Source organism: Blattabacterium cuenoti (assembly GCF_014252335.1).
Taxonomy (GTDB): Bacteria; Bacteroidota; Bacteroidia; order Flavobacteriales; family Blattabacteriaceae; genus Blattabacterium; species Blattabacterium cuenoti_AL.
In genome coordinates this window covers 1-23,733 of the sequence record NZ_CP059218.1, presented here as the reverse complement: position 1 = coordinate 23,733, position 23,733 = coordinate 1, and the positions used below count along the sequence as shown (strand labels likewise).

At 21.8% G+C, this 23,733-nt stretch carries 21 protein-coding genes and 1 other RNA gene; 13 read left to right on the top strand and 9 right to left on the bottom strand.

Going from position 1 to position 23,733, the window contains the following annotated elements; translation table 11 throughout:
* The first annotated feature begins 36 nt into the window (after positions 1-36).
* From H0H37_RS02790 to H0H37_RS00100, 3 genes are read left to right on the top strand one after another with little or no spacing between them, the layout of a single operon-like run.
* Positions 37-177, top strand: coding sequence for a lactate/malate family dehydrogenase (locus tag H0H37_RS02790; RefSeq protein ID WP_262887201.1), 141 nt, complete (start codon positions 37-39; stop codon positions 175-177).
* The gene (locus H0H37_RS00105; RefSeq protein WP_317168514.1) at positions 167-955 is read left to right on the top strand and encodes a malate dehydrogenase; all 789 of its coding nucleotides are present in this window, start codon (positions 167-169) and stop codon (positions 953-955) included. The genes H0H37_RS02790 and H0H37_RS00105 overlap by 11 nt, the downstream gene beginning before the upstream one ends.
* Positions 945-1,475, top strand: a complete 531-nt coding sequence (locus H0H37_RS00100) for an NAD(P)H-dependent oxidoreductase (RefSeq protein WP_185882437.1) — start codon at positions 945-947, stop codon at positions 1,473-1,475. Before H0H37_RS00105 ends, H0H37_RS00100 begins: the two co-directional genes overlap by 11 nt.
* A 95-nt stretch (positions 1,476-1,570) precedes the next feature.
* Here H0H37_RS00100 and H0H37_RS00095 read toward each other — a convergent pair whose 3' ends face one another.
* Positions 1,571-2,140 carry a thiamine diphosphokinase gene (locus H0H37_RS00095; RefSeq protein WP_238785493.1) on the bottom strand — a complete coding sequence of 190 codons (570 nt, stop codon included), beginning with the start codon at positions 2,138-2,140 and terminating at the stop codon, positions 1,571-1,573.
* Positions 2,141-2,174: 34 nt separating this feature from the next.
* On the opposite strand from H0H37_RS00095, the gene H0H37_RS00090 reads away from it, so the two are divergent.
* The gene (locus tag H0H37_RS00090) at positions 2,175-3,317 is read left to right on the top strand and encodes a hypothetical protein (protein WP_185882436.1); all 1,143 of its coding nucleotides are present in this window, start codon (positions 2,175-2,177) and stop codon (positions 3,315-3,317) included.
* Positions 3,318-3,320: 3 nt separating this feature from the next.
* Here H0H37_RS00090 and H0H37_RS00085 read toward each other — a convergent pair whose 3' ends face one another.
* The 4 genes from H0H37_RS00085 to folK form a co-directional block, all read right to left on the bottom strand.
* Positions 3,321-5,051, bottom strand: a complete 1,731-nt coding sequence (locus tag H0H37_RS00085) for an ABC transporter ATP-binding protein (protein WP_185882435.1) — start codon at positions 5,049-5,051, stop codon at positions 3,321-3,323.
* Positions 5,032-5,808 (bottom strand): tRNA pseudouridine(38-40) synthase TruA, encoded by a 777-nt coding sequence (truA, locus tag H0H37_RS00080; RefSeq protein ID WP_185882434.1) that lies wholly within the window; start codon positions 5,806-5,808, stop codon positions 5,032-5,034. The genes H0H37_RS00085 and truA overlap by 20 nt, the downstream gene beginning before the upstream one ends.
* Before the next feature lie 36 nt (positions 5,809-5,844).
* A complete protein-coding gene (locus tag H0H37_RS00075) occupies positions 5,845-6,222 on the bottom strand; it encodes a Rid family detoxifying hydrolase (RefSeq protein WP_185882433.1) in 378 nt (125 codons plus the stop codon).
* A gap of 223 nt (positions 6,223-6,445) precedes the next feature.
* A complete protein-coding gene (gene folK, locus H0H37_RS00070) occupies positions 6,446-6,949 on the bottom strand; it encodes a 2-amino-4-hydroxy-6-hydroxymethyldihydropteridine diphosphokinase (RefSeq protein ID WP_185882432.1) in 504 nt (167 codons plus the stop codon).
* 120 nt (positions 6,950-7,069) lie between these two features.
* Here folK and H0H37_RS00065 point away from each other — a divergent pair, with 120 nt between their 5' ends.
* The 7 genes from H0H37_RS00065 to lnt all read left to right on the top strand — a co-directional run bounded on the left by H0H37_RS00065 (position 7,070) and on the right by lnt (position 14,811).
* A complete protein-coding gene (locus tag H0H37_RS00065; protein ID WP_185882431.1) occupies positions 7,070-8,107 on the top strand; it encodes a rod shape-determining protein in 1,038 nt (345 codons plus the stop codon).
* A gap of 12 nt (positions 8,108-8,119) precedes the next feature.
* The gene (gene mreC / locus H0H37_RS00060; protein WP_185882430.1) at positions 8,120-8,929 is read left to right on the top strand and encodes a rod shape-determining protein MreC; all 810 of its coding nucleotides are present in this window, start codon (positions 8,120-8,122) and stop codon (positions 8,927-8,929) included.
* A gap of 96 nt (positions 8,930-9,025) precedes the next feature.
* Entirely contained in the window at positions 9,026-9,460 is a 435-nt protein-coding gene (locus tag H0H37_RS00055) for a hypothetical protein (protein WP_238785492.1), read from the top strand.
* Complete coding sequence (mrdA, locus tag H0H37_RS00050) at positions 9,427-11,358, top strand: penicillin-binding protein 2 (protein WP_238785491.1); 1,932 nt, start codon at positions 9,427-9,429, stop codon at positions 11,356-11,358. The genes H0H37_RS00055 and mrdA overlap by 34 nt, the downstream gene beginning before the upstream one ends.
* Positions 11,342-12,592: a rod shape-determining protein RodA gene (rodA, locus tag H0H37_RS00045; RefSeq protein ID WP_185882428.1), complete on the top strand. Its 1,251-nt coding sequence runs from the start codon at positions 11,342-11,344 to the stop codon at positions 12,590-12,592. The genes mrdA and rodA overlap by 17 nt, the downstream gene beginning before the upstream one ends.
* Positions 12,593-12,646: 54 nt before the next feature.
* Positions 12,647-13,056, top strand: a transfer-messenger RNA (tmRNA) gene (gene ssrA / locus H0H37_RS00040).
* A 36-nt stretch (positions 13,057-13,092) separates the two neighbouring features.
* Positions 13,093-14,811 (top strand): apolipoprotein N-acyltransferase, encoded by a 1,719-nt coding sequence (gene lnt / locus H0H37_RS00035; RefSeq protein ID WP_238785490.1) that lies wholly within the window; start codon positions 13,093-13,095, stop codon positions 14,809-14,811.
* A 6-nt stretch (positions 14,812-14,817) separates the two neighbouring features.
* Here lnt and H0H37_RS00030 read toward each other — a convergent pair whose 3' ends face one another.
* The gene (locus tag H0H37_RS00030) at positions 14,818-16,371 is read right to left on the bottom strand and encodes an NAD(P)H-hydrate dehydratase (protein WP_185882427.1); all 1,554 of its coding nucleotides are present in this window, start codon (positions 16,369-16,371) and stop codon (positions 14,818-14,820) included.
* A gap of 70 nt (positions 16,372-16,441) precedes the next feature.
* On the opposite strand from H0H37_RS00030, the gene H0H37_RS00025 reads away from it, so the two are divergent.
* Positions 16,442-17,665: a dihydrolipoamide acetyltransferase family protein gene (locus H0H37_RS00025; RefSeq protein WP_185882426.1), complete on the top strand. Its 1,224-nt coding sequence runs from the start codon at positions 16,442-16,444 to the stop codon at positions 17,663-17,665.
* Entirely contained in the window at positions 17,662-18,147 is a 486-nt protein-coding gene (locus tag H0H37_RS00020) for an inorganic diphosphatase (RefSeq protein ID WP_185882425.1), read from the top strand. The genes H0H37_RS00025 and H0H37_RS00020 overlap by 4 nt, the downstream gene beginning before the upstream one ends.
* Here H0H37_RS00020 and aspS read toward each other — a convergent pair whose 3' ends face one another.
* The 3 genes from aspS to nusA are packed head-to-tail and all read right to left on the bottom strand — an operon-like array spanning position 18,148 to position 23,733.
* Entirely contained in the window at positions 18,148-19,869 is a 1,722-nt protein-coding gene (gene aspS, locus H0H37_RS00015) for an aspartate--tRNA ligase (protein ID WP_185882424.1), read from the bottom strand.
* Between the two features lie 10 nt (positions 19,870-19,879).
* Entirely contained in the window at positions 19,880-22,441 is a 2,562-nt protein-coding gene (gene infB, locus H0H37_RS00010; protein WP_185882423.1) for a translation initiation factor IF-2, read from the bottom strand.
* A 32-nt stretch (positions 22,442-22,473) separates the two neighbouring features.
* Positions 22,474-23,733: a transcription termination factor NusA gene (nusA, locus tag H0H37_RS00005; RefSeq protein ID WP_185882422.1), complete on the bottom strand. Its 1,260-nt coding sequence runs from the start codon at positions 23,731-23,733 to the stop codon at positions 22,474-22,476.

Sequence of the window (23,733 nt, the reverse complement as noted above, 5' to 3'; positions counted from 1 at the left end):
ATTTATATATAATATATTTATTTAAAGTATGTCAAAATGAAAATTACTATTATTGGATCTGGTAACGTTGGATTATCATGTGCTACTTTATTATCTCAAAAAAAATTAGCACAAATAATTATATTATTAGATATAAAAAAAAATATATCTCAAGGAAAAAGTGTAGATCTNNTCTAGTACTAAAATTATTGGAATATCTAATAATGATTTTGAACAAACTAAAGATTCTGATATCACTATTATTACTTGTGGATATCCCAGAACGCCAGGAATGAGTAGAGATGATTTAATTAATATGAATGCCAAAATTATTTTATCTGTTACCAAACAATCTATTTTATTATCACCAAAAACAATATTTATTATTGTATCTAATCCATTAGATGTAATGACATATATAAGTTATCTTGTTACGAAGATAGATGCATCTCGAATTATTGGTATGGGTGGAATATTAGATTCAGTAAGATATCGTTATTTTTTATCTAAAGAATTAAATTGTTCACCAATAGATATAAATACGGTTTTATTAGGATCTCATGGAGATTATATGATTCCTTTATACAGATATACATCAGTATCAGGTATTCCTATACATGAATTTATTTCAAAAGAAAAAAATAATTTTTTAATTGAAAAAACAAAAAAAGGAGGAGAAGAAATAGTTCATTTATTAGGCACATCTTCTTGGTTAGCACCTGGTGCATCAATTGTACAAATAGTGGAATCGATTATTGAAAATTCTAAAAAAATTTTATCTTGTTCAGTATTATTAAATGGAGAATATAATTTAAATAATATATGTTTAGGAGTTCCTATTATGGTAGGAAAAAATGGAATAGAAAAAATATTAGAATTAGATCTTAATAAAGAAGAAAAATGTTTATTAATAAAATCTGCAAATCAAGTCAAACAAATGATTTCTAAATTAGAATTATTCAATCATGAATTCTAAAATTTTATTTATCGTAGCTCATCCGAATATAACACAGTCAATTTTAAATAAATATATTGTTGATCATATTAAAATGAATAAAAATATTTTAATAAGACAATTATATGAATTATATCCAGATTTTAAAATTAATGTAATAGAAGAGATTAAAATTATTCTTTCTGTTAATTGTATTGTTTTTCAATTTCCTTTTTATTGGTACAGTTCTCCATCACTTTTAAAAGAATGGAAAGATCAAGTATTTACTGAATTATATAAAACTAACAATTTTTTATTTGGAAAACATTTATTTATATCTATTACTACTGGTGCAGATGCAACATCATTTCATGCTGGAGAAAAAAATAATTTTACTATTGATGAATTTCTTCGTCCAATACAACAAACTGCTTATATATTTAAAATGATATATCATGGATATATACATATTTCTATGCAATCATTATCATATCATGATAAATTTATGTTTTTAAAAAAACATACTGATCAGATAATATCTAAAATTCAAAAATGGTGTTAATTTAATAAAATGTTTTTATTTTTCTATAAATATTAATAATTCTCCTGTTGTATATTTAATGATTATTTTATTGTTAATAGATATATTTCTAATACCTATTTGTTTCCCAATTTGTAATGTTTTTTTTTTATAGGATATTTTAATCCATATGCAAATAAATTTGTTACTTTTGTAAATGGGAATAAAGATATTGTTTTATTTTGTTGAATAAATAACGTTTCTTGTTTTTTCGAGAAAAAATATAAAGAATGATTATCATAAAATATAATAGATAATTTTTGTTTATACTTCAAAGCAGTAGATAAATTACCTAAAAAATGATCGGGTTCTTTTCCACTTGCACCCCAAACATTAATATTCAAAAATCCTTTTCTATAAATAATATTTAATGTTTTATCAAAATCAGTATAATTTTGATTTAATGTTTTAATTAATTGATATTTATTATTTATATCTGCGACAATATTGATTTTATTATTAATCGAATCAAAATCCCCAATAATATAATCAATTTTGATGTTATTATTTTTTACATAATTATAAGCACCATCAACAACATAATTTATTTTTGTATTAAATACATTAATTTCTTTATTACTTAAATGTGGAGGATTACCATTTAAAAATATATTTATTTCAGGACCTATATATCTATGATGTATCATAAAGTATAAAAAAAATGTTTATTTTTATAATTATATGATTAAAAAACTTATTTTCATAATTATTTTTTTATCATTTATTTATTCTTTTTCTTTAGATAAAATAGACGGAATATATGCAGTGATAGGTAATGAAATTGTATTAGATTCTGAAAGGCCATTATATTTGTATAATAAAAATGATTTAAAATTTAAAAGATTAAGTTATCAACTATTCAATGATTTATTAAAAAATAAATTAATTTTATATTATGCAAAACAAGATAAAATTTTAAAAAATTATTATAATAAAAATTTTTTAAAACAATTTTTAACAATACAAAATCAAAAAAAATTTACTCCAGATATATTAGAATTTTACGAAAAACAAATTAAATCTGATTATATAGTAAATGCTTTTTATGATAAACAAATAAATAATATTAATGTTACTCCTAAAGAAGTCAAATATGTTTCTCAACACATAGAAAAATTGTTAAATTTTTTTCCTAAAAAAATCTGTATTTCTTATATAGATTTTAATATTAAAAATATTATCATACATAATATGTTAACAATTTTAAAAAATATTAAAAAAAATATTATTAAAAAACATAAATTTCATAATTATTCATGTGTACATTCAATATTAATTAATATAAATAAAAAGCATAACTTACCTAAAAAATTTATAAATGCTCTTAATCATTTAGATAAACATAAAATATCTAATATTTTTCAATGTAATTCTAATTTTTATTTTCTAAAATTAGAAAAAAAACATATTAAAGTATTTTATGTATTAATTAATAATTATTTAATAGATAAAATAAAATATTTATCAAATTTTGATAAAATAAATAAAATAAAACGGAATACAAATTTAAAAAAATTTATATATAATCTTCATATTGAAACTAATATTTGGGTTGATGAAAGTGATTTATTACAAAATATAAAGAATCAATTACTTAAATTACATAATGGAGAAATATCACAGTTAGATAATTATACAATTAATGGTAAAAAAAGATTTTTTTTTGTAAAAAAAATAGATATATTTCCAGCTGTATCTTATTCTTTTGATAAAGATTATGAACAATTAAAAGCATTAACCATATTTTTTAAACAAAAAATTAAAATATATAATTGGATATTAAATTATTATAAAAAAACTTATATTAAAATGATGAATAAATAATATTTATTTATTATAATATAATTGATTATAATAACCATTTAAAGAAATTAAATCATTATGAGATCCTATTTCAACAATATTACCTTGATGAAGAACTAATATTTTATCAATTTTTTTTAATATTGATAAACGATGAGTAATAATCATTACAGTTTTATTTATAGATAATAAATTTATAGCATATAACATAATATTTTCTAATTTTGTATCTAAAAAAGTAGTTGAATCATCTAATATTAACATAGAATATGGATGCATTTGTACTCTTAACAAAGAAATTAACTGTTTTTCTCCCATAGATAAGATATTCCCTTTTTCTTTAACTACAGAATGATATCCATTAGGTAAAGAAGATATAATGTTATGTATTCCTATGTATTTTGCCATTTTTTTCATTTTTTTTATAGTAATCGATGAATCTCCTAATGAAATATTATTAGCAATGGAATCATTAAATAAAAATGGATCTTGTGTTACGGTTTTAATATGAAATCTTAAATTATCTAATTCAATATCTTGAATATTATATCCATCAATAATAATATTACCTTTTTCTATTTCAGAATATCTAGAAATTAGATTTATAATAGTCGATTTTCCAGATCCAGTTTTTCCTACAATTGCTACTTTTTCTCCAGGGTGAATTTCAAAAGATATATTATTTAATACTTTTTTTCCATGTAAAGAAGAACAATATACTTTATCAAAAATAATATGTCCTATAAATCTATTAATTTTAATGTATCCTTGTTTATTAATAAACATATCATTATAAAGTATAGAAAAAATTCTTTCTATTCCAGCTATTCCTTTTTGTATAACATTAAATCTATCTGCTATTTGACGAATAGGACGAAATAAAAGATAAATAAAAAATACAAAAGCAATAATCTGTCCTGGTTTAATATTTTGATATTCTATAGCATAGAATCCACCATATAATATTACTAAACTTATTGACAATGATGGAATAATTTCAACTATTGGAAAATAAATTGAAAAATAAAAAATTATTTTAATATGTACATATTTTAAACTATTATTGATAGATTTAAATTTTATCAATTTTTCTTGTTCTTTATTAAATAATTGAATAATTGACATACCGATAAGATTTTCTTGTAAAAAACTATTAAGACGTGAAATTTCTTTTCTTTCTTTATGAAATGTTTTTTTTAACATTTTTTGAAAAAATTTAGTAATATAATACATAATTGGAATAGTTAAAAAAACAATAAAAGATAACTTGTTATGTACGGTATACATCATAATAGCTATCATAATAATTCTTAATAGATCTCCAAAAATTAAAAGTATTCCATCATTAAATATAACTGTAATTGTTTCTATATCAGAAACACAATAAGATATTAATTTTCCTATTGAATTATGAATAAAAAAAGTGTTTTTTAAAGATAATAATTTATTAAATAATAAACTTCTAATTTTTTTAATAATATTTTGTGCAATAATATTGGAAAAATATAATAATAAAAAATGAAATATACTTTCTAAAAAGAAAAATATTAAAATCCATATTAATAAATGTTTTAAACCTAAAAAATCTTTACATACAATATGTATATCTATTGCTTTTTGTATTAATTTAGGACGATAAGCAGAAATCAATGATGTTAAAAAAGATAAAAATATAGTGAACATCAAAGTTAATTTATTATCTAAACTAAGTTTCAAAAACTGAATTAAATAAGATTTATGTATTTTTTCCGTCATGAAATGGATCAATATAAATATCTTTTGGATAAAGGATTTTAGATAAAAATAATCCATGTGCAGGGACTTTCGGGCTAGAAAATCTATTATTTTTTAATTCAATAATGTTAATGAATTCTGTAATACTTATTTGTTGTCTTCCAACATCAAGAATTGTTCCAATAATTGATCTTACCATGGATCTAAGAAATCGATTAGCTTCAATAGTAAAACACAAAAAATTCTGTTGTTTTTTCCAAAATGCCCGATATATATGACATTTATTATTGGTTATATTATATAATCTTTTTTTAGAAAATGAACTAAAATCATTATAATCTATTAAAATTTTTGATGCTTGATTCATGATTTTTAAATCAAGTTTATAAAAACAATGCCATAAAATATGATGAAAAAAAGGATTTTTTTCATATGTTAAATAATATTGATATGTTCTACTAATGGCAGAAAATCGTGCATGTATATGATTTTTTACTGGGACAATATCATGTACATAAATAGAATTTGGTAAAAAAATATTTAATCTTTTAATTAAATAATATTTTCTCATTCTATTATCATAATCAAAATGAGCAAACATTTGTTTAGCATGTACCCCAGTATCAGTACGACCAGCACCTATGATATTTATAGGTTTTTTTAATAATTTAGATAAACAATACTCTAATATACCTTCTATAGATTTATTTTTATTTTTTTGAATTTGCCATCCATAAAAATTTTTTCCATCATAAGATACTTCTATAAAAAATCTCAATATATAATATATTATAATGTAATATTTATAATTAATTTATTTTTTATATTTACAAGCTATTAATGATATTTCTATATTAGCATTTTTAGGTAATTGAGATACTTCTATAGTTTCTCTAGCAGGATAATTATAATTAATAAAATATTTAGAATATATTACGTTAATTTTTGGTAAATTATTCATGTTTTTTATAAATAAAGAAGTTTTAACAACATTATTAAAATTCATATTAACATTGGATAGAATCATCTCTAAATTTTTCATAATTTGATCTGTTTCTTTTTCTATATTATCAAAAATAAATTGATTTGTATCTATATTGATAGCAATTTGTCCAGAAACAAATAAAAAATTATTAATTAATATATAAGTTTGATATGGACCAAAAACTAAATTCTTGTTTATTAACATCATATTTAATTTTATACTATTATAGTAATATTTATATCACAAATGATTTGATTTTTTTTTACAATTTTACTCATATTTGTTAGTATAGTATGTTGTATTATGTTTGTTGTTATATAGTATTATTTTTAATAATGATGATAATAAATTTTAACTTGAATGTGCATATAATTTAATACTATTTATCAAATCAAAAATACATTGTATTAACACATTCAAATATCATATTTTAATTATCTATATATATTCCTAATAATTCTAATAAGTACATATTAAATATTGGATGATATTGATATGGTTTTATTTCACACATAGGTATTAAAATAAATTTTCTAAGATGTAATAAAGGATGAGGAATTTGTAATTTTTTACTATTTACAATAATATTATCATAAAATAAAATATCAATATCAATAATTTTATTTTTATATAAGCATTGGATATTTTGTTGTTGTATATTCCTTTTTTCTGAATGATTACTTACACCTAAAATGGATTCTATATATACAATTTTTTCTAAAATTTGACCAGGAGATAATTTAGTTGTTATTTGTAAAATAATATAATCAAAATTATATGTATTATACATTGTATATCTTTTACTTTTAAATATAGAAGATTGTATAATAATTTGTCCTATTAATTTAGATATTAAATTATTTGATTGTTTTATATATTTTTGTTTATCATATTTATAATAAGCTAATGATAAAAAAAGAGAATGATGATTCATAATGTAAAATTTTTTATAATACTATAAATAAATAACATATATTTTTAATCTTTTGAATTATTAAGATTTAGATTTAGAAAAATCTATTTAAATTCAATATTTATATAAATTAATAATGGAATGGGTTTAGTTAATCTTGCTAAAAATATTTTTACTCAGGAAATAGCTATTGATTTAGGAACAGCTAATACCCTTATTATGCATCGAAATAAAATTATTGTTGATTTACCATCTATAATAGCAATAGATATTCGAACTAATAAAGTATTAGCAGTAGGTGAAGAAGCTAAACAAATGCAAGGAAAAACACATGAAAATATTAAAATATTTAAACCATTAAAAGATGGAGTAATCGCAGATTATCAAGTAGCTGAATTAATGATTAGAGAATTTATTAATAAAATACCAGGCATAAATAATAAAATTTTTACACCATCTCTAATTATGGTAATATGTATTCCATCCGGTATTACAGAAGTAGAAAAACGTGCAGTGAAAGATTCTGCTCAACATCTTAATGCAAAAGAAGTTTATTTAATTGAAGAACCTATGGCCGCTGCTATAGGTTCTGGTATATCTGTGACAAAAGCAGAAGGAAATATGATTATTGATATAGGTGGAGGTACTACAGAATGTGGAGTTATTGCTTTAGGTGGTATTGTTTGTAAAAAATCTATTAAAATTGCTGGTGATGTCTTTACTAATGATATTGCTTATTTTTTGAGAAGTAAATATAATTTATATATTGGAGAACGAACAGCAGAAAAAATCAAAATTGCTATTGGTGCGGCTATAAAAGACATTCATGATCCACCTGATGATATTCATATACAAGGAATAGATTTACCAACTGGTAAACCTAAAGAAATTAATTTATCTTATCAAGAAATAATTCCTGCATTAGATAAATCAATTTTAAGAATTGAAGATGCAGTGATGGAAACGTTATCTAGTACACCACCAGAATTAGCTGCGGATATTTATAAAACAGGAATTTATATGGCTGGTGGAGGATCACTGTTAAGAGGATTAGATATAAGAATATCTAAAAAAACTGGGTTATCTGTTGCTTTAGTAGAAGATCCTTTAAGAGCTGTAGTAAAAGGTACTGGTGTGGCATTAAAAAATATTGATAAATTTACATTTTTAATGAAATAGAATTTATATTTTATGCGTCGTAATATTTTTCATTTGATTATACAATGGAGATTTATTATATTATTTATTTCTTTAGAATTAATATCTTTATTATTATCTTTTTCAAGATATTATAATATTGGATCTTCTCATTATATTATTGGACATATTTCTGAATCTATTAATCATTTGAGAAATTTTTTTTTATTAGAAATAGAAAATCAAAAATTAATACAAGAAAATATTAAATTAAGACAAGATAATTATTTATCTAAAATAGAAAAAATTTCTAAAGATTTTAAAAAAAACAACATTAATTATTTACAACAATATATTTATACACCTGTAAAAATTATTAATAATAGTATTAATAATCAAGAAAATTTTATTACTATCAATAAAGGTAGCATAGATGGTATAAAAATAGATATGGGAGTAATATTATCTAATGGAATTGCTGGAATTATTATTAAAACATCTCATCATTTTAGTGTAGCTATTTCATTATTAAATACTAAAATTCATATTAATGCAAGATTAAAAAAAAATAAATGTTTTGGAACAATTAGTTGGGATGGTAATAGTCATAAATATGTTATATTATACGATATTCCTAAATATTCTATTTTTGCTAAAGGTGATTTGGTAGAGTCAGATGGAAAATCTACAACTTTTCCTGAAGGTATTCCTATAGGAAATGTATCATCATATTTTTTTGATAAAGAACATGCAAGTTATATAATTAAAGTTAAATTAATAGAAGATTTTTCATTATTAGAAAATGCATATGTTGTAAAAAATTTATTTAAACAAGAACGTATTAATCTTCAACTAAAACAGTAATTTTATACTAACTGTTCAACATAAATAATGAATTATTTTTTCAAAATTTTATCTTATTTTATATCAATTATATATATATTATTGATACAATTATCCATGTTTAATCCTATATTTTTAGGATTATATTCATATATTTATATTGTATTTATTATTAATATTCCTGTTCATGAAAATAAATTAATAGTTTTATTATTATCTTTTATAATTGGATGGATAATTGATCAATATTTGAATACCGGTGGTATGCATGCATTTTCTTCTACTTTTTTTGCTTTTTTTAGATTACAAATTTTAAAATTTTTTGCTGGTAATACTTTGATTATGAATAAAAATTTTTCTATTGAAAAATTATCTGTTATAAAAAAAATATTTTTTATATATACTTTAATTATTATTCACCATGGAATTTTATTTATATTGCAAACTATTCATGGAATCGTTTTTAATAAAGTTTTTATATTTAAAATAATATTTAGCAGTATTTTTACATTAATTTTATGTCTTATTTTATTTTTCAAAAAAAAAATTTGAAAAAAATACAAATCTTTTATTTTTTATTAATTTTTATAGGTGTTATTTTTATTTTTAGATTATTTTATTTACAATTATATACTGAAAAATATATTTTAAATGCTTTTAATACTTCTATAAAACAAGAAATTATTATACCTGAAAGAGGTTCTATTTTTGATAGAAATAATAAATTACTAGTGTTTAATAAATCAATTTATGAATTATTAGTAATTCCTATGTTAGTAGATAATAATTTAAATGTTATTGAATTATGTAATCTATTAGAAATAGAACAACATACTTTTTATGAAAATTTTAATAAAGCAAAAGAATATTCAAAATATTTACCTTCTGTTTTTATACCTTATATTTCAAAAGAAAAATTTGCTGCTATACAAGAAAAATTATATAAATATAAAGGATTTGATTGGACAAAACGATCACTTAGAGAGTATAATGTAGTTAGTTCTGCTAATGTTTTAGGATATATAGGAGAAATTAGTCCAGAAACTATTATAAAAATGAAAAATAAAAAAGATAATTATTATCAAATAGGTGATTTTATTGGATGGTCTGGAGTAGAAAAATCTTATGAAAATATTTTAAGAGGCAAAAAAGGGGTAAAATATTGGATTAAAGATAAGAATGGATGTATTATTGGTAGTTATAATCATAAAAAAAATAATATTAAAGCAATTCGTGGAAATGATATTTCTTTAACTATTGATTGGAAATTACAAAATTATGCTGAAAAATTAATGTTTCAAAAAAAAGGTGGTATAGTAGCAATTGATCCAAAAAATGGAGAAATTTTATCTATAGTTTCTAGTCCAATTAATGATCCCAACTTATTTTTAGATCTTAATAGAGGAAAAGAATTACAAAAATTAATGCATAATACTATAGATTATCCATTATTTGATAGAACTACACAAGCTTGTTATTCTCCTGCATCTACTTTTAAATTATTAACAGAATTAGCAGGTCTTCAAATGGGAGTGATAAATAAAACAACAAATTTTGTATGTTATAAAGGTTTTAGATTAAAAAATAAAATAATTCATTGTCATTCTGGATTTCATGGTATACCAATTGGAATGGAAACTGCTATAGCAATTTCTTGTAATAATTATTTTGCACAAGTTTATAAACGTATAATTGAAAAATATCCTAATAATTTAACAAAAGGAGTCAATGAATGGTCAGATATTATTAAAAGTTTTGGATTTGGAAATTATTTAAATAATGATTTAGCAACTGGAGAAAAAGGAATAATACCAGATGGTAATTATTATAATAATAAGTATGGAAATTATAAATGGAATGCACTTACAATCATTTCCAACGGAATTGGTCAAGGAGAAATTAATGTAACTCCTATTCAATTAGCAAATATGGTTTGTGCAATAGCAAATAAAGGATTTTTTTATACACCACATATAATAAAATATATTAATCATAAACCAATAATTAATAATTATACTACTGCTAAGTATACTAAAGTAAATAAAAAATATTTTCAATTGATAATTAATGGTATGGAAAAAGTTTTTTCTATTGGCACTGGAAAACATTTTCAATCTATGAATATTAAAATGGCAGGAAAAACTGGAACTACACAAAATTTTATTAAAAATAATAATAAAATTATTTCTATGCCTGATCATTCTATATTTATTTTATTTGCACCAATAAATAATCCAAAAATTGCCATTTCTGTAATTATAGAAAATGGTGGTTATGGAGCTAAATGGGCTGGCCCAATAGCTAGTTTAGTGGCAGAAAAATATATTAATAAATATGTAACTAGAAAAAGACTGGAAAATAAAATGTTACATTCTGGATTACAAAAAATATATGATAATATAGCAACACTTAAAAACATTACTAATAATCCAATTGATAATAAGAAATAAAAAATTTTTTGGTAATGTAGATACATTCATTATTTTAATTTATTTTATTATAATATCTTTTGGATATATCAATCTTTATTCTGTCTCTATTGAAAAAGCTGAAAAACAATTAATATGGATTTGTATTAGTTTTATATGTATACTAATAATTTTTTTTATTAAACCAATATATTATCAAACTTTTTCTCCATATTTTTTTTTATTTACAATAATTTTATTGATTGGAGTATTATTTTTTGGAAAAAATATAAACGGATCTAAATCTTGGTATGTTATAGGTTATATTAATGTTCAACCTGCAGAATTTGCTAAAATATCTACATCATTAATAATAGCTTATTTATTGTGTAAATATAATATTCAAGTACATAATAATAAAAAAATATGGATATATATATCATTAATAATATTAATTCCTACTATATTAATTTTTATTCAACCTGATCCAGGTACTGCTATAGTTTTTATTTCTTTTATTCTGACTTTATATAGAGAGGGTTTATCTATATTATTTATAATATATTTATTAATATTAATGATTATTATATTTGCGTTATCATTCAATGTTTCTTCTTATATAATCCTTCTATTTTTATTATTAATATTTATTATTATATTATTAATAATGAAAAAATATGTATTAAAAAATTTATTAATTTATATTTTTTGTATTATTACTTTTTCTATTTGTATCTTCATATTTCCATTTTTTTATAAAAATATTTTAAAACAACATCATAAAGATCGAATTAATATTTTGTTTCAAAATGAATTTGATAAACAATATAGAGAAAATGTAGGATATAATTTACTTTATTCAAAAACTTCTATAGGTTCAGGAAAATTATTTGGAAAAGGATATAAAAAAGGAATAATTACAAAAGGAAAATTTGTACCAGAACAAGATACAGATTATATTTTTTGTACTGTTGGAGAAGAATGGGGATTTGTAGGAAGTGTAATATTAATATTATTGTATTTATTATTCATTAGTAGAATATATTTTTTATCAGAAATACAAAAATCTGTATTTATAAGAATTCTTGGATATTCTATGGGAAATATTTTTCTTATACATTTTGTCATTAATATTGCTATGGTAATGGGAATATTTCCAACAATAGGAATTGTACTACCATTTTTTAGTTATGGAGGATCTTCATTTTGGTCATTTACTATTTTATTGTTTATTTTTATACGTTTAGATGCTAGTGATAAAACATATTTAATTTAAATGTTTTATTTATTTTAATTTTTGTTGTAAATTATAATTATAAAAAAATAACATGGGACTGATTTTTTTGGATTAGACATAAAGATGGTTAATTAAAGAAAAGCATATCGTGTGACGTAAGGTTTGACACGTAAAAACAACGTTACAATATATAAATGGCGAAAAACAATACGCTTTTGCTGCTTGATATTTGATATAATATTATAGCAATATCTGTTAAATTTAACAGAAGCAAAATATCTTTAATAGATTATTCCTTATATTTCTATAAATAAGATACAGTAATATAATAAGGAGAAAGATAATAAATGATTCTTATATTATTCTTTCTATTTAGGAATCTAATATTAATTTTGATATCCAAAAATCAATATTAATTATGAAAAATTTTATTTTGGATAAATATGTAGAACTCTTTTTTTAATTCTTTTTGGACGCGGGTTCGAATCCCGCCAGTTCCACTACTACTAATTAACTAATTAAATGATTGTAAATAGTATTTGAATATAAATCCATATTTTTTATATAATTATCAAATTGTTTTTTGCAGTTGTTTATCAGGAATTTTATTAGGATTAGGTTGGCCTACCGATGGAAATCCATTTTATTTATTTATAGGATTGATACCTATATTATATGTAGAACACTATTTATTTCATTATTCTAATTATTATTATAGTCAAGTTTTTGTTTTTTATTTTATTACTTTTTTCATTTGGAATGCTATTTCTACTAGTTGGTTATCTAATACACAAAAACCTAATGGAGAATCAGCATGGATAATGACATATTTAATTCCAATTATTTTGAATTCTATATTGATGTCTTCTGTGTTATTATTGTATTCATATATAAAAAAATATTTTAATAATGAAAGAATATGTCAAGTATTATTAGTTTGTTTATGGATACTGTTTGAAAAAATGCATTTAGAATGGGATGTATCTTGGCCATGGTTAAATTTAGGCAATGGATTTGCTAATTATATAAAATGTATTCAATGGTATGAATATACTGGTATTTTAGGCGGAACAGTATGGATATGGATTGTAAATATAGGATTATTCAATTCTATTATAGAATTTTTATGTTATCGAAATAAATTATGTTTTTACAAAAAAATATGTTATAATATATCTATAATTATATTTGTTATTATAATATCAAATTTTATGTATTATAATTATTATAAAATACATAAACCACAAAATAAATTTACTAATGTATTAATATTACAGCCGAATATTGATCCATATCATCAAAAATATAATATTTCAACAAAAACATTAATTTATAACTTAAAAAAATTAATTAATCAACAATTAATTAATTATCATAATACAAATAATAATTGTACAAAAAATATTTATATTATTGCACCTGAAACCACATTTCCTGGACATGAAACGAAAATTTCTATTGAAAATATAGAAAATAATAAAATTCTTTATTCTTTACGACAATTATTACATAAATATTCATATGCATCATTTATTACAGGAATTGAATTATATTCCATATCTGCTAATAAACATTATAATACTTCTAATCCAATTATATTGGCTAACAACCATAATAAAATAAAATGGATAGATATTTTTAATTCTGCCATTTATATACCTTCAAATTTAAATAAAATTCAAATTCATCATAAATCCAAATTAGTTCCTGCTGTAGAAACATTTCCGTATAAAAAATTTTTATTTCCAATATTAGGAAAAATATTACTCAATTTTGGTGGAACTGTTTTAGAACATAGTGTAGAAAAGAATCCAATTATTTTTGTTGATAAACAATGTGGAATAAAAATAGCATCTATTATTTGTTATGAATCTGTTTTTGGTGAATATGTATCTAAATTTTTTAAAACACAAAATGCAAATTTCATGGTGATTATTACTAACGATGGATGGTGGGGATATTCACAAGGATATAAACAACATTTATCTTATGCAAGACTTAGAGCCATTGAAAATAGAAAATTTATAGCAAGATCTGCAAATACTGGAGTGTCTTGTTTAATTAATGAGAGAGGAGATATTATTGATTGTTTACCATATGGTAAACAAGGTGCATTATTAAATAAAATTAAAATTAATAATCAAAAAACTTTTTATATAAAACATGGTGATTTTATTGCTACAATAAGTTTACTTACGTTTATTATGATTATAGTTTATTCTATTATTTTTAAATATTTTATAATAAAATATATTTAATAATTATTAATAGTTATTTATCTTTTGATAAGATTGATCCATATAATTAATAATATCTTCTGCTATTATAGATTCTTCACTTTTTTGTTCTGCTGCTATATCACCTGATAATCCATGAATATAGACTCCAAATATACATGCTTCTTTTTGAGAATATCCTTGAGATAATAATGACGTAATAATACCACTTAAAACATCTCCAGATCCTGCTGTAGCCATCCCTGGATTTCCAGTACTATTAAAATATAAATATCCATCAGGAGTAGATATTATAGAATATGCTCCTTTTAAAACACAAAAAATGTTATTTTTTTGAGAAAAAGTTTTTAATTTTTCTAATTTATGATAATCATTTTTCCATGATCCACATAATTTATAAAATTCTTTTGGATGTGGAGTAAGAATTGTATTATATGGAAGATAATTTACAAAATTTAATGTTTTAGATAATATATTAATAGCATCAGCATCAATAACTATAGGAATATTTTCATATTTTTTTTGATATAATAAAAAAGTTTTAACTGCATTAGATGTTTTTTCATTTTTATCACCCATACCCATTCCTATTCCTATTGAATTTACTTTGAAAGATAATGGAATTTTTTGGATAAAAAAATCATGATTATCTGTTTGTACTATTGCTTCTGGAATAAATTGTTGTAAAATTGTATATCCACAACGTGGAATATATACACTTAATTTTCCAATTCCAGTTTTTAAACTGGCCTTTGATGCAAGTGCAATAGATCCGATCATGCCATATGATCCTCCAATCAGTAGTCCATGTCCATAAGTACCTTTGTGTGTAAATTTGTGTCGTTTTTTTTTAATATATATTTTAGAAATCATGTATTTATCAATAAAAAAATATTTTGTAATTATATTATTTACATAATTTTCTTTCCATCCTATATTTAATAAATACCATTTTCCAATATAATCTGCATAGTCAGGTAAAAAAAATGATATTTTTGGAAAATGAAAACTTAATGTATAAGTAGCTTTAATAATAGCCATATTACTCTTTTCTTCTTCCATTAACAATCCAGATGGAATATCAATAGAAATGACATTTGAAAAGTTTTGATTATTAATATAATTAAAAAAAGATATCCAATATATACTTGTTATTGGTCTATTAAATCCAATACCAAAAATTGCATCAATTAATAAAGTATTATATGGATTGTTAAATAATGGAAATGTTTGATTTTCATATATATATTCTATATTTATACCATATTTTATAATATTATTTTTTTGAATTACAAATTCATTAGATTCATGATTAGCAATATTCACGATGTATATAGTAGTAATATTATATCCATACAAATATAATTTTTTAGCTAAAGTAATCCCATCTCCACCATTTTTACCTGTACCTACTAATAGTATAATATTTTTTAGTGTTTTTGTTAATAAGTATTTATGATGAATAATCCAATTAAAACATGATGTTGCGGCTTTTTCTATTAAATCAATAGAAGAAATATGTTCGTGATCAATACAATCTTGCTCTAATTTTTTAATTTGATATGAAGAAAGAATTTTCATGTTTTTATAATGAATTTATTATTTTTATCTTACACAAGATGAAAAAAATAAAGTAAAATAACAAATTTAGATGGCCGAGTATAATTTGACCCTTCCAGCTATGGGTGAAAGTATAGCTGAGGCTACTATCATTCGTTGGTTAAAAAATGAAGGAGATATTATTAAAAAAGAAGATTTGTTAGTAGAAATCGCTACAGATAAAATAGATTCAGAAATATATTCTCCTATTAATGGAAAATTAAAAAAAATATTAATTACTTCTAATAAAGTAGCAAAAGTTGGATCTTCTATAGCAATTTTAGAAATTGAACTTAAAAATAAATTAAAATTATTTGAAGATAAAGAATCTACACACAATAAGAATAGTATATTATATATGAATCGTTTTTATTCACCATTTGTTAGGTTTATTGCTCATAAAACAGGAATAAGCATTTCTGAATTAAATTCTATTCCTGGAACAGGAGAAAATAATCGTTTAACTAAAAGGGATATAATACAATATATTCAATCAAAAAAACATAATTTAATTTCTTATTCAATATCAAATTTGAATTCTATGATAGAAGATAATCAAGAAAGAAATGAAACAATTATTGAAATGGATAGAATTCGTAAACTTACTTCAATCAATATGATTGAAAGTAAAAAAATATCTGCTCATGTTACTTCTTTTATAGAAGCTGACGTCACTAATATAGTTCACTGGAGAAATAAAATTAAAGATTCTTTTCAAAAAGAAACTGGAGAAAAATTCACTTTAATGTCAATTTTTGTAGAATGTGTAATTAAAGCTATTAAAGACTATCCAATGATTAATATTTCTGTGAATGGAAGTAAAATAATAAAAAAAAAACATATCCATATAGGATTAGCTACGGCATTGCCAAATGGAACACTTATTGTTCCTGTCATTAAATATGCAGATTCTTATAATTTAGGGGGGTTAATCAAAATTATTAATGATTTAATAAGACGAGCAAGATCTCATCAATTGAAACCAGAAGAAATACAAGGAGGTACATATACAATAAGTAATATTGGTAGTTTTGGAAATTTATTTGGTACCCCTATTATTCATCAACCTCAAGTTGCTATTATAGCAATTGGATTGATACAAAAAAAATTATCCATAATAGAAACTCCTAATGGCGATTTTATTGGAATAAGACATAAACTTTATTTATCTCATTCTTATGATCATCGTGTTATAGATGGAGTATTAGGTGGTGGATTTCTTAAAACAGTAGCTATTTATTTAGAAAAATTTAATTGTTATACTAAAATAATATGATAGATTTTGATGTATTAATAGAAATACCTAAAGGTAGTAGAAATAAATATGAATTTGATAAAATCAATAATAAAATTCGATTAGATAGAATATTACATTCTTCTATATTTTATCCTAGAGATTATGGCTTTATTCCAAATACTCTTGCAAAAGATGGAGATCCATTAGATGTATTAGTCTTTTTAACTGAGCCTACTATTCCAGGATGTTTAATTAAAGTTAAACCAATAGGAATTTTTTTCATGAAAGATGAAAAGGGAGATGATGAAAAAATTATTTGTGTTCCTATTTCAGATCCACATTATAATACAATTCAAGATATTGATGATATATCTAGTCATGATAAAAAGGAAATTGAACATTTTTTTTCAGTTTATAAAGATTTAGAATATAAAAAAGTAATAATAGGTGATTGGAAATCTAAAGAAATTGCTATTAAAATTTATAAAGAAGCTATTATTAGATATAATAAAAATACATGATTATAATAAATGTAATTCTTGTATTTGTTCTGCTTTTAAAAAAGAAGGAGAATTAGTCATTATATCTTGTCCATAATTATTTTTTGGAAATGGTATAACATTTTTAATATTATCTATTTGACCTAACATAACCGCTATCAATCTATCTAATCCAAATGCAATTCCACCATGTGGTGGAGTTCCATATTGAAATGATTTAATAAAAAATCCAAATTCCGATTCAATATCTGTATTTGATAAACCTAAATATTGAAAAATTTTTTGTTGTAATTTTTGATTATGAATTCTAATAGATCCACTACCAACTTCAATTCCATTAATCACTAAATCATAAGATTGAGAGCGAAAATTTTTTAAATGATTTTTTTTATTATTATTTAATAATACAGCAATATCTTCTATTTTTGGGCTTGTAAAAGGATGATGAAATGATTTATACTTATTTTCTTTGTGATTCCATGTAAAAAGTGGATAATCTATAATCCATAATGGTTGAAAAATATTAAATTTATTAATATCTATAATATGATATATTTTTTTTTTAATTAATGGTAATATTTGCATTATTTTACATTCTTTACCACAAATAATAAACAATAAATCTCCAGTTTTTAATCCAAAATATTTAATAAGTTGTATTAAAATGTTTTTATGCAATATTATACTCCATTTTTTTTCTGAAAATAAAAAAGTTTGATTTTTAATATATTTTATCCAAAAAACATTATTATAATTTTTAATATATTGTATAATATTTTTAATTTGACTATTATTAATATTAAGCAAATTTGGTATATGAATTCCTATTATAAATTCTTTTTTTAAACAATTAATATGCGGTTGTAATAATTTAGTAGTTATTCTAAGATCGGGATTATTTGTCCCATATATTTTCAAAACATCATAATATGTCATTTTTTGAAATGTATTTAATTCAATATTTTTCATTTTTTTAAATAAATGTTTGATAAAATTTTCAAAGAAAAATAAAATATCATTAAATTCGATAAAAGACATTTCACAATCTATTTGAGTAAATTCTATCTGTCTATCTGAACGTGGATCTTCATCACGAAAACATTTTACAATTTGAAAATATTTATCGATTCCACCAATCATTAATAATTGTTTAAATAATTGAGGAGATTGAGGAAGATGATAAAATTTTTTAGGTAATATTCTAGAAGGAACTACAAAATTTCTTGCACCTTCAGATGTTGAATTCATCAAAATTGGGGTTTCTATTTCCAAAAAATTGTTTTTAGATAGAAAATTTCTTATTTCTAAAGCAATTTGATGTCTAAATATTAAATTATTCTTAATAGGTGCTCTTCTAATATCTAAATATCTATATTTCATTCTATTTTCTTCATTTCCATCCGTTTTATTTTCTATTGTAAAAGGTAGTTGAGCAGAAGGATTTAATATTTCTAATTTATATATTACAATTTCTATTTTTCCAGTAGATAAATTATAATTGATAGATTTTCTTTGTTTTACTTCTCCATGCACCCTTATTAAAAATTCTTTTTCTAGATTAGAAATTATATGTTTGAATTTATTTTTTAATAAATTTAATTGGATTATACCATAATAATCTCTCAAATCTATAAATATTAATGATCCTAAATTTCGTAATTTTTGTATCCATCCAGATAAAATAACTATTTTACCTATATCCTTGATTCTCAATTCTTCACAGTTATGTGTTCTATAAATCATAAATAATTAACTATTTAGAGTATTTTTGATATACTTCAATAATATCTCCATGTTGTATATCATGATAATCTTTAATTATAACACCACATTCATATCCTTTTGATACCTCTTTAACATCTTTTTTAAATCGTTTTAATGAAATTAATTCTCCAGTATGAATAACAATACCATTTCTAATTAATCTAATTGTTGATGTACGTATTAATTTTCCTTCTGTCACGATACATCCTGCGATCATTCCTATTTTAGGTATATTAAACATATCTCTAACTTCTGCATTGCCTAAAATTGTTTCTTTTACTTCCGTGGATAACATACCTTTTATAGCTTCTTGAAAATCATTAATTACATCATATATAATAGAATAAATTCGTATTTCTATATTTTCTTTTTTTATTATATTATGTATTCCATGATTAGGACGTACATTAAACCCAATTAGTATTGCATCTGAGGCACTTGCTAACAATACATCAGATTCTGTAATTGAACCTACACCTTTATGAATGATATTAATCATTATATTTTTAGTCGACAATTTTTCTAATGAATCAGAAAGTGCTTCTACAGATCCATCGACATCTCCTTTAAGTAAAATTTTTAATTCTTTAAAATTTCCTAATGCAATTCTTCTACCTATATCATCTAATGTTAAATGTTTTTGAGCTCTTATATTTTGTTCTCTTTGTAATTGTTCTCTTCTAGAAGCTAATTGTTTTACAAATTTTTCATCTATAAATACTTTAAATTTATCTCCAGATGAAGGAGTACCGTTTAATCCTAATATAGTAACTGGTTGAGATGGTCCTGCAGATAAAATACTTTTTCCACGTTCATCTAAAATATTTTTGACTTTTCCATGATGAAATCCAGCTAATACATAATCTCCTATTTTTAAAGTTCCATTTTGCACTAAAATAGTTGTTACATAACCTCTACCTTTATCTAAAGAAGCTTCTATAATTGTACCTGTTGCCATTCTGTTAGGATTAGCTTTTAATTCTAAAAGTTCAGCTATTAATAATACTTTTTCTAATAATTGATCAATTCCATCGCCTAATTTCGCAGATATTTCTTGTGTAGGATATTTACCACCCCATTCTTCTACTAAAAAATTTAGATTAGCTAATTGTTCTCGTATTTTATTTGGATTAGATTCTGATTTATCAATTTTATTGAATGCAAATATAATAGGTACATTTGCAGCTTGAGCATGACTAATTGCTTCTTTTGTTTGTAACATAACTTGATCATCAGATGCAATCATAATAATTGCAATATCTGTAATTTGTGCTCCTCTTGCTCTCATGGCAGTAAATGCTTCATGCCCAGGTGTATCTAAAAAAGTAATACTATAATCATTTTTGTATTTTACATTATAAGCTGATATATGTTGAGTAATACCTCCATATTCTCCTGCAATTACATTAGTTTTTCTTATATAATCTAATAACGATGTTTTTCCATGATCTACGTGACCCATGACAGTAATAATAGGAGGTCTTGTTATTAAATCTTTTTCTGTGTCTTTATCTTCTGGTATAGATTCTTCTAAATCTATTCCTACAAATTTTACATTATATCCAAATTCATCTGCAACTAAAGTAATAATTTCAGCATCTAATCTTTGATTCATGGTTACCATAATACCTAAAGACATACAAACAACAATTACATCGGCAGGATTAATATTCATCATAGATGCTAATTCATTAACCGTCGTAAATTCAGCTAATTTTATAGATTTTACTGTATTATTATCTTTTAATAAATTAGTTTCTTTTTCTTTTTTTTGTAATCTTTTTTCTTTTTTTATTTTTGATGATTTTGATTTAATATTTCTTGATGATAATTTTTCTAAGGTTTCTTTAATTTGTCTTTTGACTACTTTATCAGTAATTTCAATTTTTATTTTATGATTTTTTATTCTATTTTTATCTAATTTGGATGAATAATTTTTTTTATTATTTAATTGTTTAATATTTTCAAGTAAAATTCCTTTTTTTATTCTTTTTCGTTTGATTTTTGTTGTAGTTTTTTTCTTTTCAAATTGAGATAAATCAATTCTATCTCCAGTTAACATAACACCATCTAATTTTTGATAAACTGTGTCTATATGTTCTGGTTTTTTTTTCTGTTTTTTTTCTATAATATGATGTTTTAAGTGTTTATTTTTAGTATTATTTGTATGTATTTCTATTTGAGGAATATCTTTATTGTTATGTTTTTCTTTTTTTACTTTGTCATATTGATTAATATCTATTTTACCTAATCTTTTAAATTTTATAAAATGATTTATTTTAGCACGAATAATTTTAGGCTGAGATTTTGATAATGTTTTTTTAATTTTTGTATTTGCTAGTTTTTTTTTAAAAAAAAGTTTTTCATAGTTATCTCGAAGATGTTTTTGAGATTTAAATTTGTTGACTAAAATTCTGTATATTTTATCTTCTATTTTGGAATTAGGATTATTTTCTATTTTAATTCCTTTTTTTTGTAAAAAATCAATAACTCTTTGTAAAGAGACATTTAATTTAGTTAATACTGTTTTTAATCGTATTTTATCAGTCATAGTAAAAAAAAAATTAATCAGTGAGTTAAAATTTATTTATATATATTTTTGTTATTTTCTTCTTCAAATTCTTTTTTCAATATATTAACTACATTAGTAATAATTTCTTCTTTTAATTTAGTTTGTATCATAAGATCATGTTTATTACTATGTAATATGGCTTTTGCTGTATTTAATCCTGCTAAAGAAAATTTATTGATAATTTGTGGTTCTATTTCATCAGAAAATTCTGTTAATTCTACATCATCATCATAAGATGATTCTCTGAATATATTAATTTTATATCCAGTCAATTGACTGGCTAATCTAATATTTTGCCCACCTTTACCAATAGCTTTAGATATTTCTTCTAATTTTACATATACATTAACATATTTTTTATCTTCATTAATATCCATCATAGATACTTTAGCAGGATTTAATGATCTTGTTATATATAATTGAATATTAGATGTATAATTAATTACATCTATGTTTTCATTTTTTAATTCTCTAACAATTGGATGAATTCTAGAACCTTTCATCCCTACACAAGCACCTACGGGATCTACACGATGATCGTAAGATTCTACAGCTATTTTGGCTTTTTCTCCAGGAATACGTGCGATTTTTTTTATTGTAATTAATCCATCAGATACTTCAGGTATTTCCAACTTGAAAAGTTCTTCTAAAAATTTTTCATCTTTTCTAGTCATAATAGCAAATGGTTTACTATCTTTCCATTCTACTTTTTTCAATAATCCTCGAATAGGATCTCCTTTTCTAAAAAAATCTGTTGGAATTTGTTCCTGTTTAGGAAGAACTAATTCGTTTTGTTCTTCATCTTTCATGATAATTTGTTTAGGTAAAACATGATAAACTTCGGCATTGATAATTTCGCCTATTTTTTTTTGGAATTTATTATAAGTATTAGTGTTATCATATTCATTAATTTTTGATAATAAATTTTGTTTTAATGTAAGAATGGATCGTCGTCCTAAAGATTGTAGTTCCACTTTTTCTGATACTTCTTCTCCAACTTCAAAATCTGTTTCTATTTTTCTAGCTTTAGACAACTCTATTTCTTTATTAATATTTTTTAATTCTCCATCTTTCACTACTTTTCTATTTCTCCATATTTCTAAATCACCTTGTTCTGGATTAACTATAATATCATAATTTTTAGATGAATCATATTTTTTTTTCAAAACACTTCTTATAGATTCTTCTATAATTGCAATTAAACTTACTTGATCTATTTTTTTTTCGTACTTAAAATTTGAAAAAGAGTCTATTAAAGCTTCATTATTCAT

Excerpts from the sequence above, each read along its gene's own strand:
- H0H37_RS00095 (WP_238785493.1), bottom strand. The coding sequence starts at position 2,140 with ATGATACATCATAGATATATAGGTCCTGAAATAAATATATTTTTAAAT.
- aspS (WP_185882424.1), bottom strand. The coding sequence starts at position 19,869 with ATGATTTATAGAACACATAACTGTGAAGAATTGAGAATCAAGGATATA.
- mreC (WP_185882430.1), top strand. The coding sequence starts at position 8,120 with ATGCGTCGTAATATTTTTCATTTGATTATACAATGGAGATTTATTATA.
- H0H37_RS00025 (WP_185882426.1), top strand. The coding sequence starts at position 16,442 with ATGGCCGAGTATAATTTGACCCTTCCAGCTATGGGTGAAAGTATAGCT.
- nusA (WP_185882422.1), bottom strand. The coding sequence starts at position 23,733 with ATGAATAATGAAGCTTTAATAGACTCTTTTTCAAATTTTAAGTACGAA.
- H0H37_RS00090 (WP_185882436.1), top strand. The coding sequence starts at position 2,175 with ATGATTAAAAAACTTATTTTCATAATTATTTTTTTATCATTTATTTAT.
- folK (WP_185882432.1), bottom strand. The coding sequence starts at position 6,949 with ATGAATCATCATTCTCTTTTTTTATCATTAGCTTATTATAAATATGAT.
- infB (WP_185882423.1), bottom strand. The coding sequence starts at position 22,441 with ATGACTGATAAAATACGATTAAAAACAGTATTAACTAAATTAAATGTC.
- mrdA (WP_238785491.1), top strand. The coding sequence starts at position 9,427 with ATGTCTTATTTTATTTTTCAAAAAAAAAATTTGAAAAAAATACAAATC.
- H0H37_RS00020 (WP_185882425.1), top strand. The coding sequence starts at position 17,662 with ATGATAGATTTTGATGTATTAATAGAAATACCTAAAGGTAGTAGAAAT.
- H0H37_RS00100 (WP_185882437.1), top strand. The coding sequence starts at position 945 with ATGAATTCTAAAATTTTATTTATCGTAGCTCATCCGAATATAACACAG.
- H0H37_RS00030 (WP_185882427.1), bottom strand. The coding sequence starts at position 16,371 with ATGAAAATTCTTTCTTCATATCAAATTAAAAAATTAGAGCAAGATTGT.
- H0H37_RS00065 (WP_185882431.1), top strand. The coding sequence starts at position 7,070 with ATGGGTTTAGTTAATCTTGCTAAAAATATTTTTACTCAGGAAATAGCT.
- H0H37_RS00085 (WP_185882435.1), bottom strand. The coding sequence starts at position 5,051 with ATGACGGAAAAAATACATAAATCTTATTTAATTCAGTTTTTGAAACTT.
- H0H37_RS00055 (WP_238785492.1), top strand. The coding sequence starts at position 9,026 with ATGTTTAATCCTATATTTTTAGGATTATATTCATATATTTATATTGTA.
- H0H37_RS00075 (WP_185882433.1), bottom strand. The coding sequence starts at position 6,222 with ATGATGTTAATAAACAAGAATTTAGTTTTTGGTCCATATCAAACTTAT.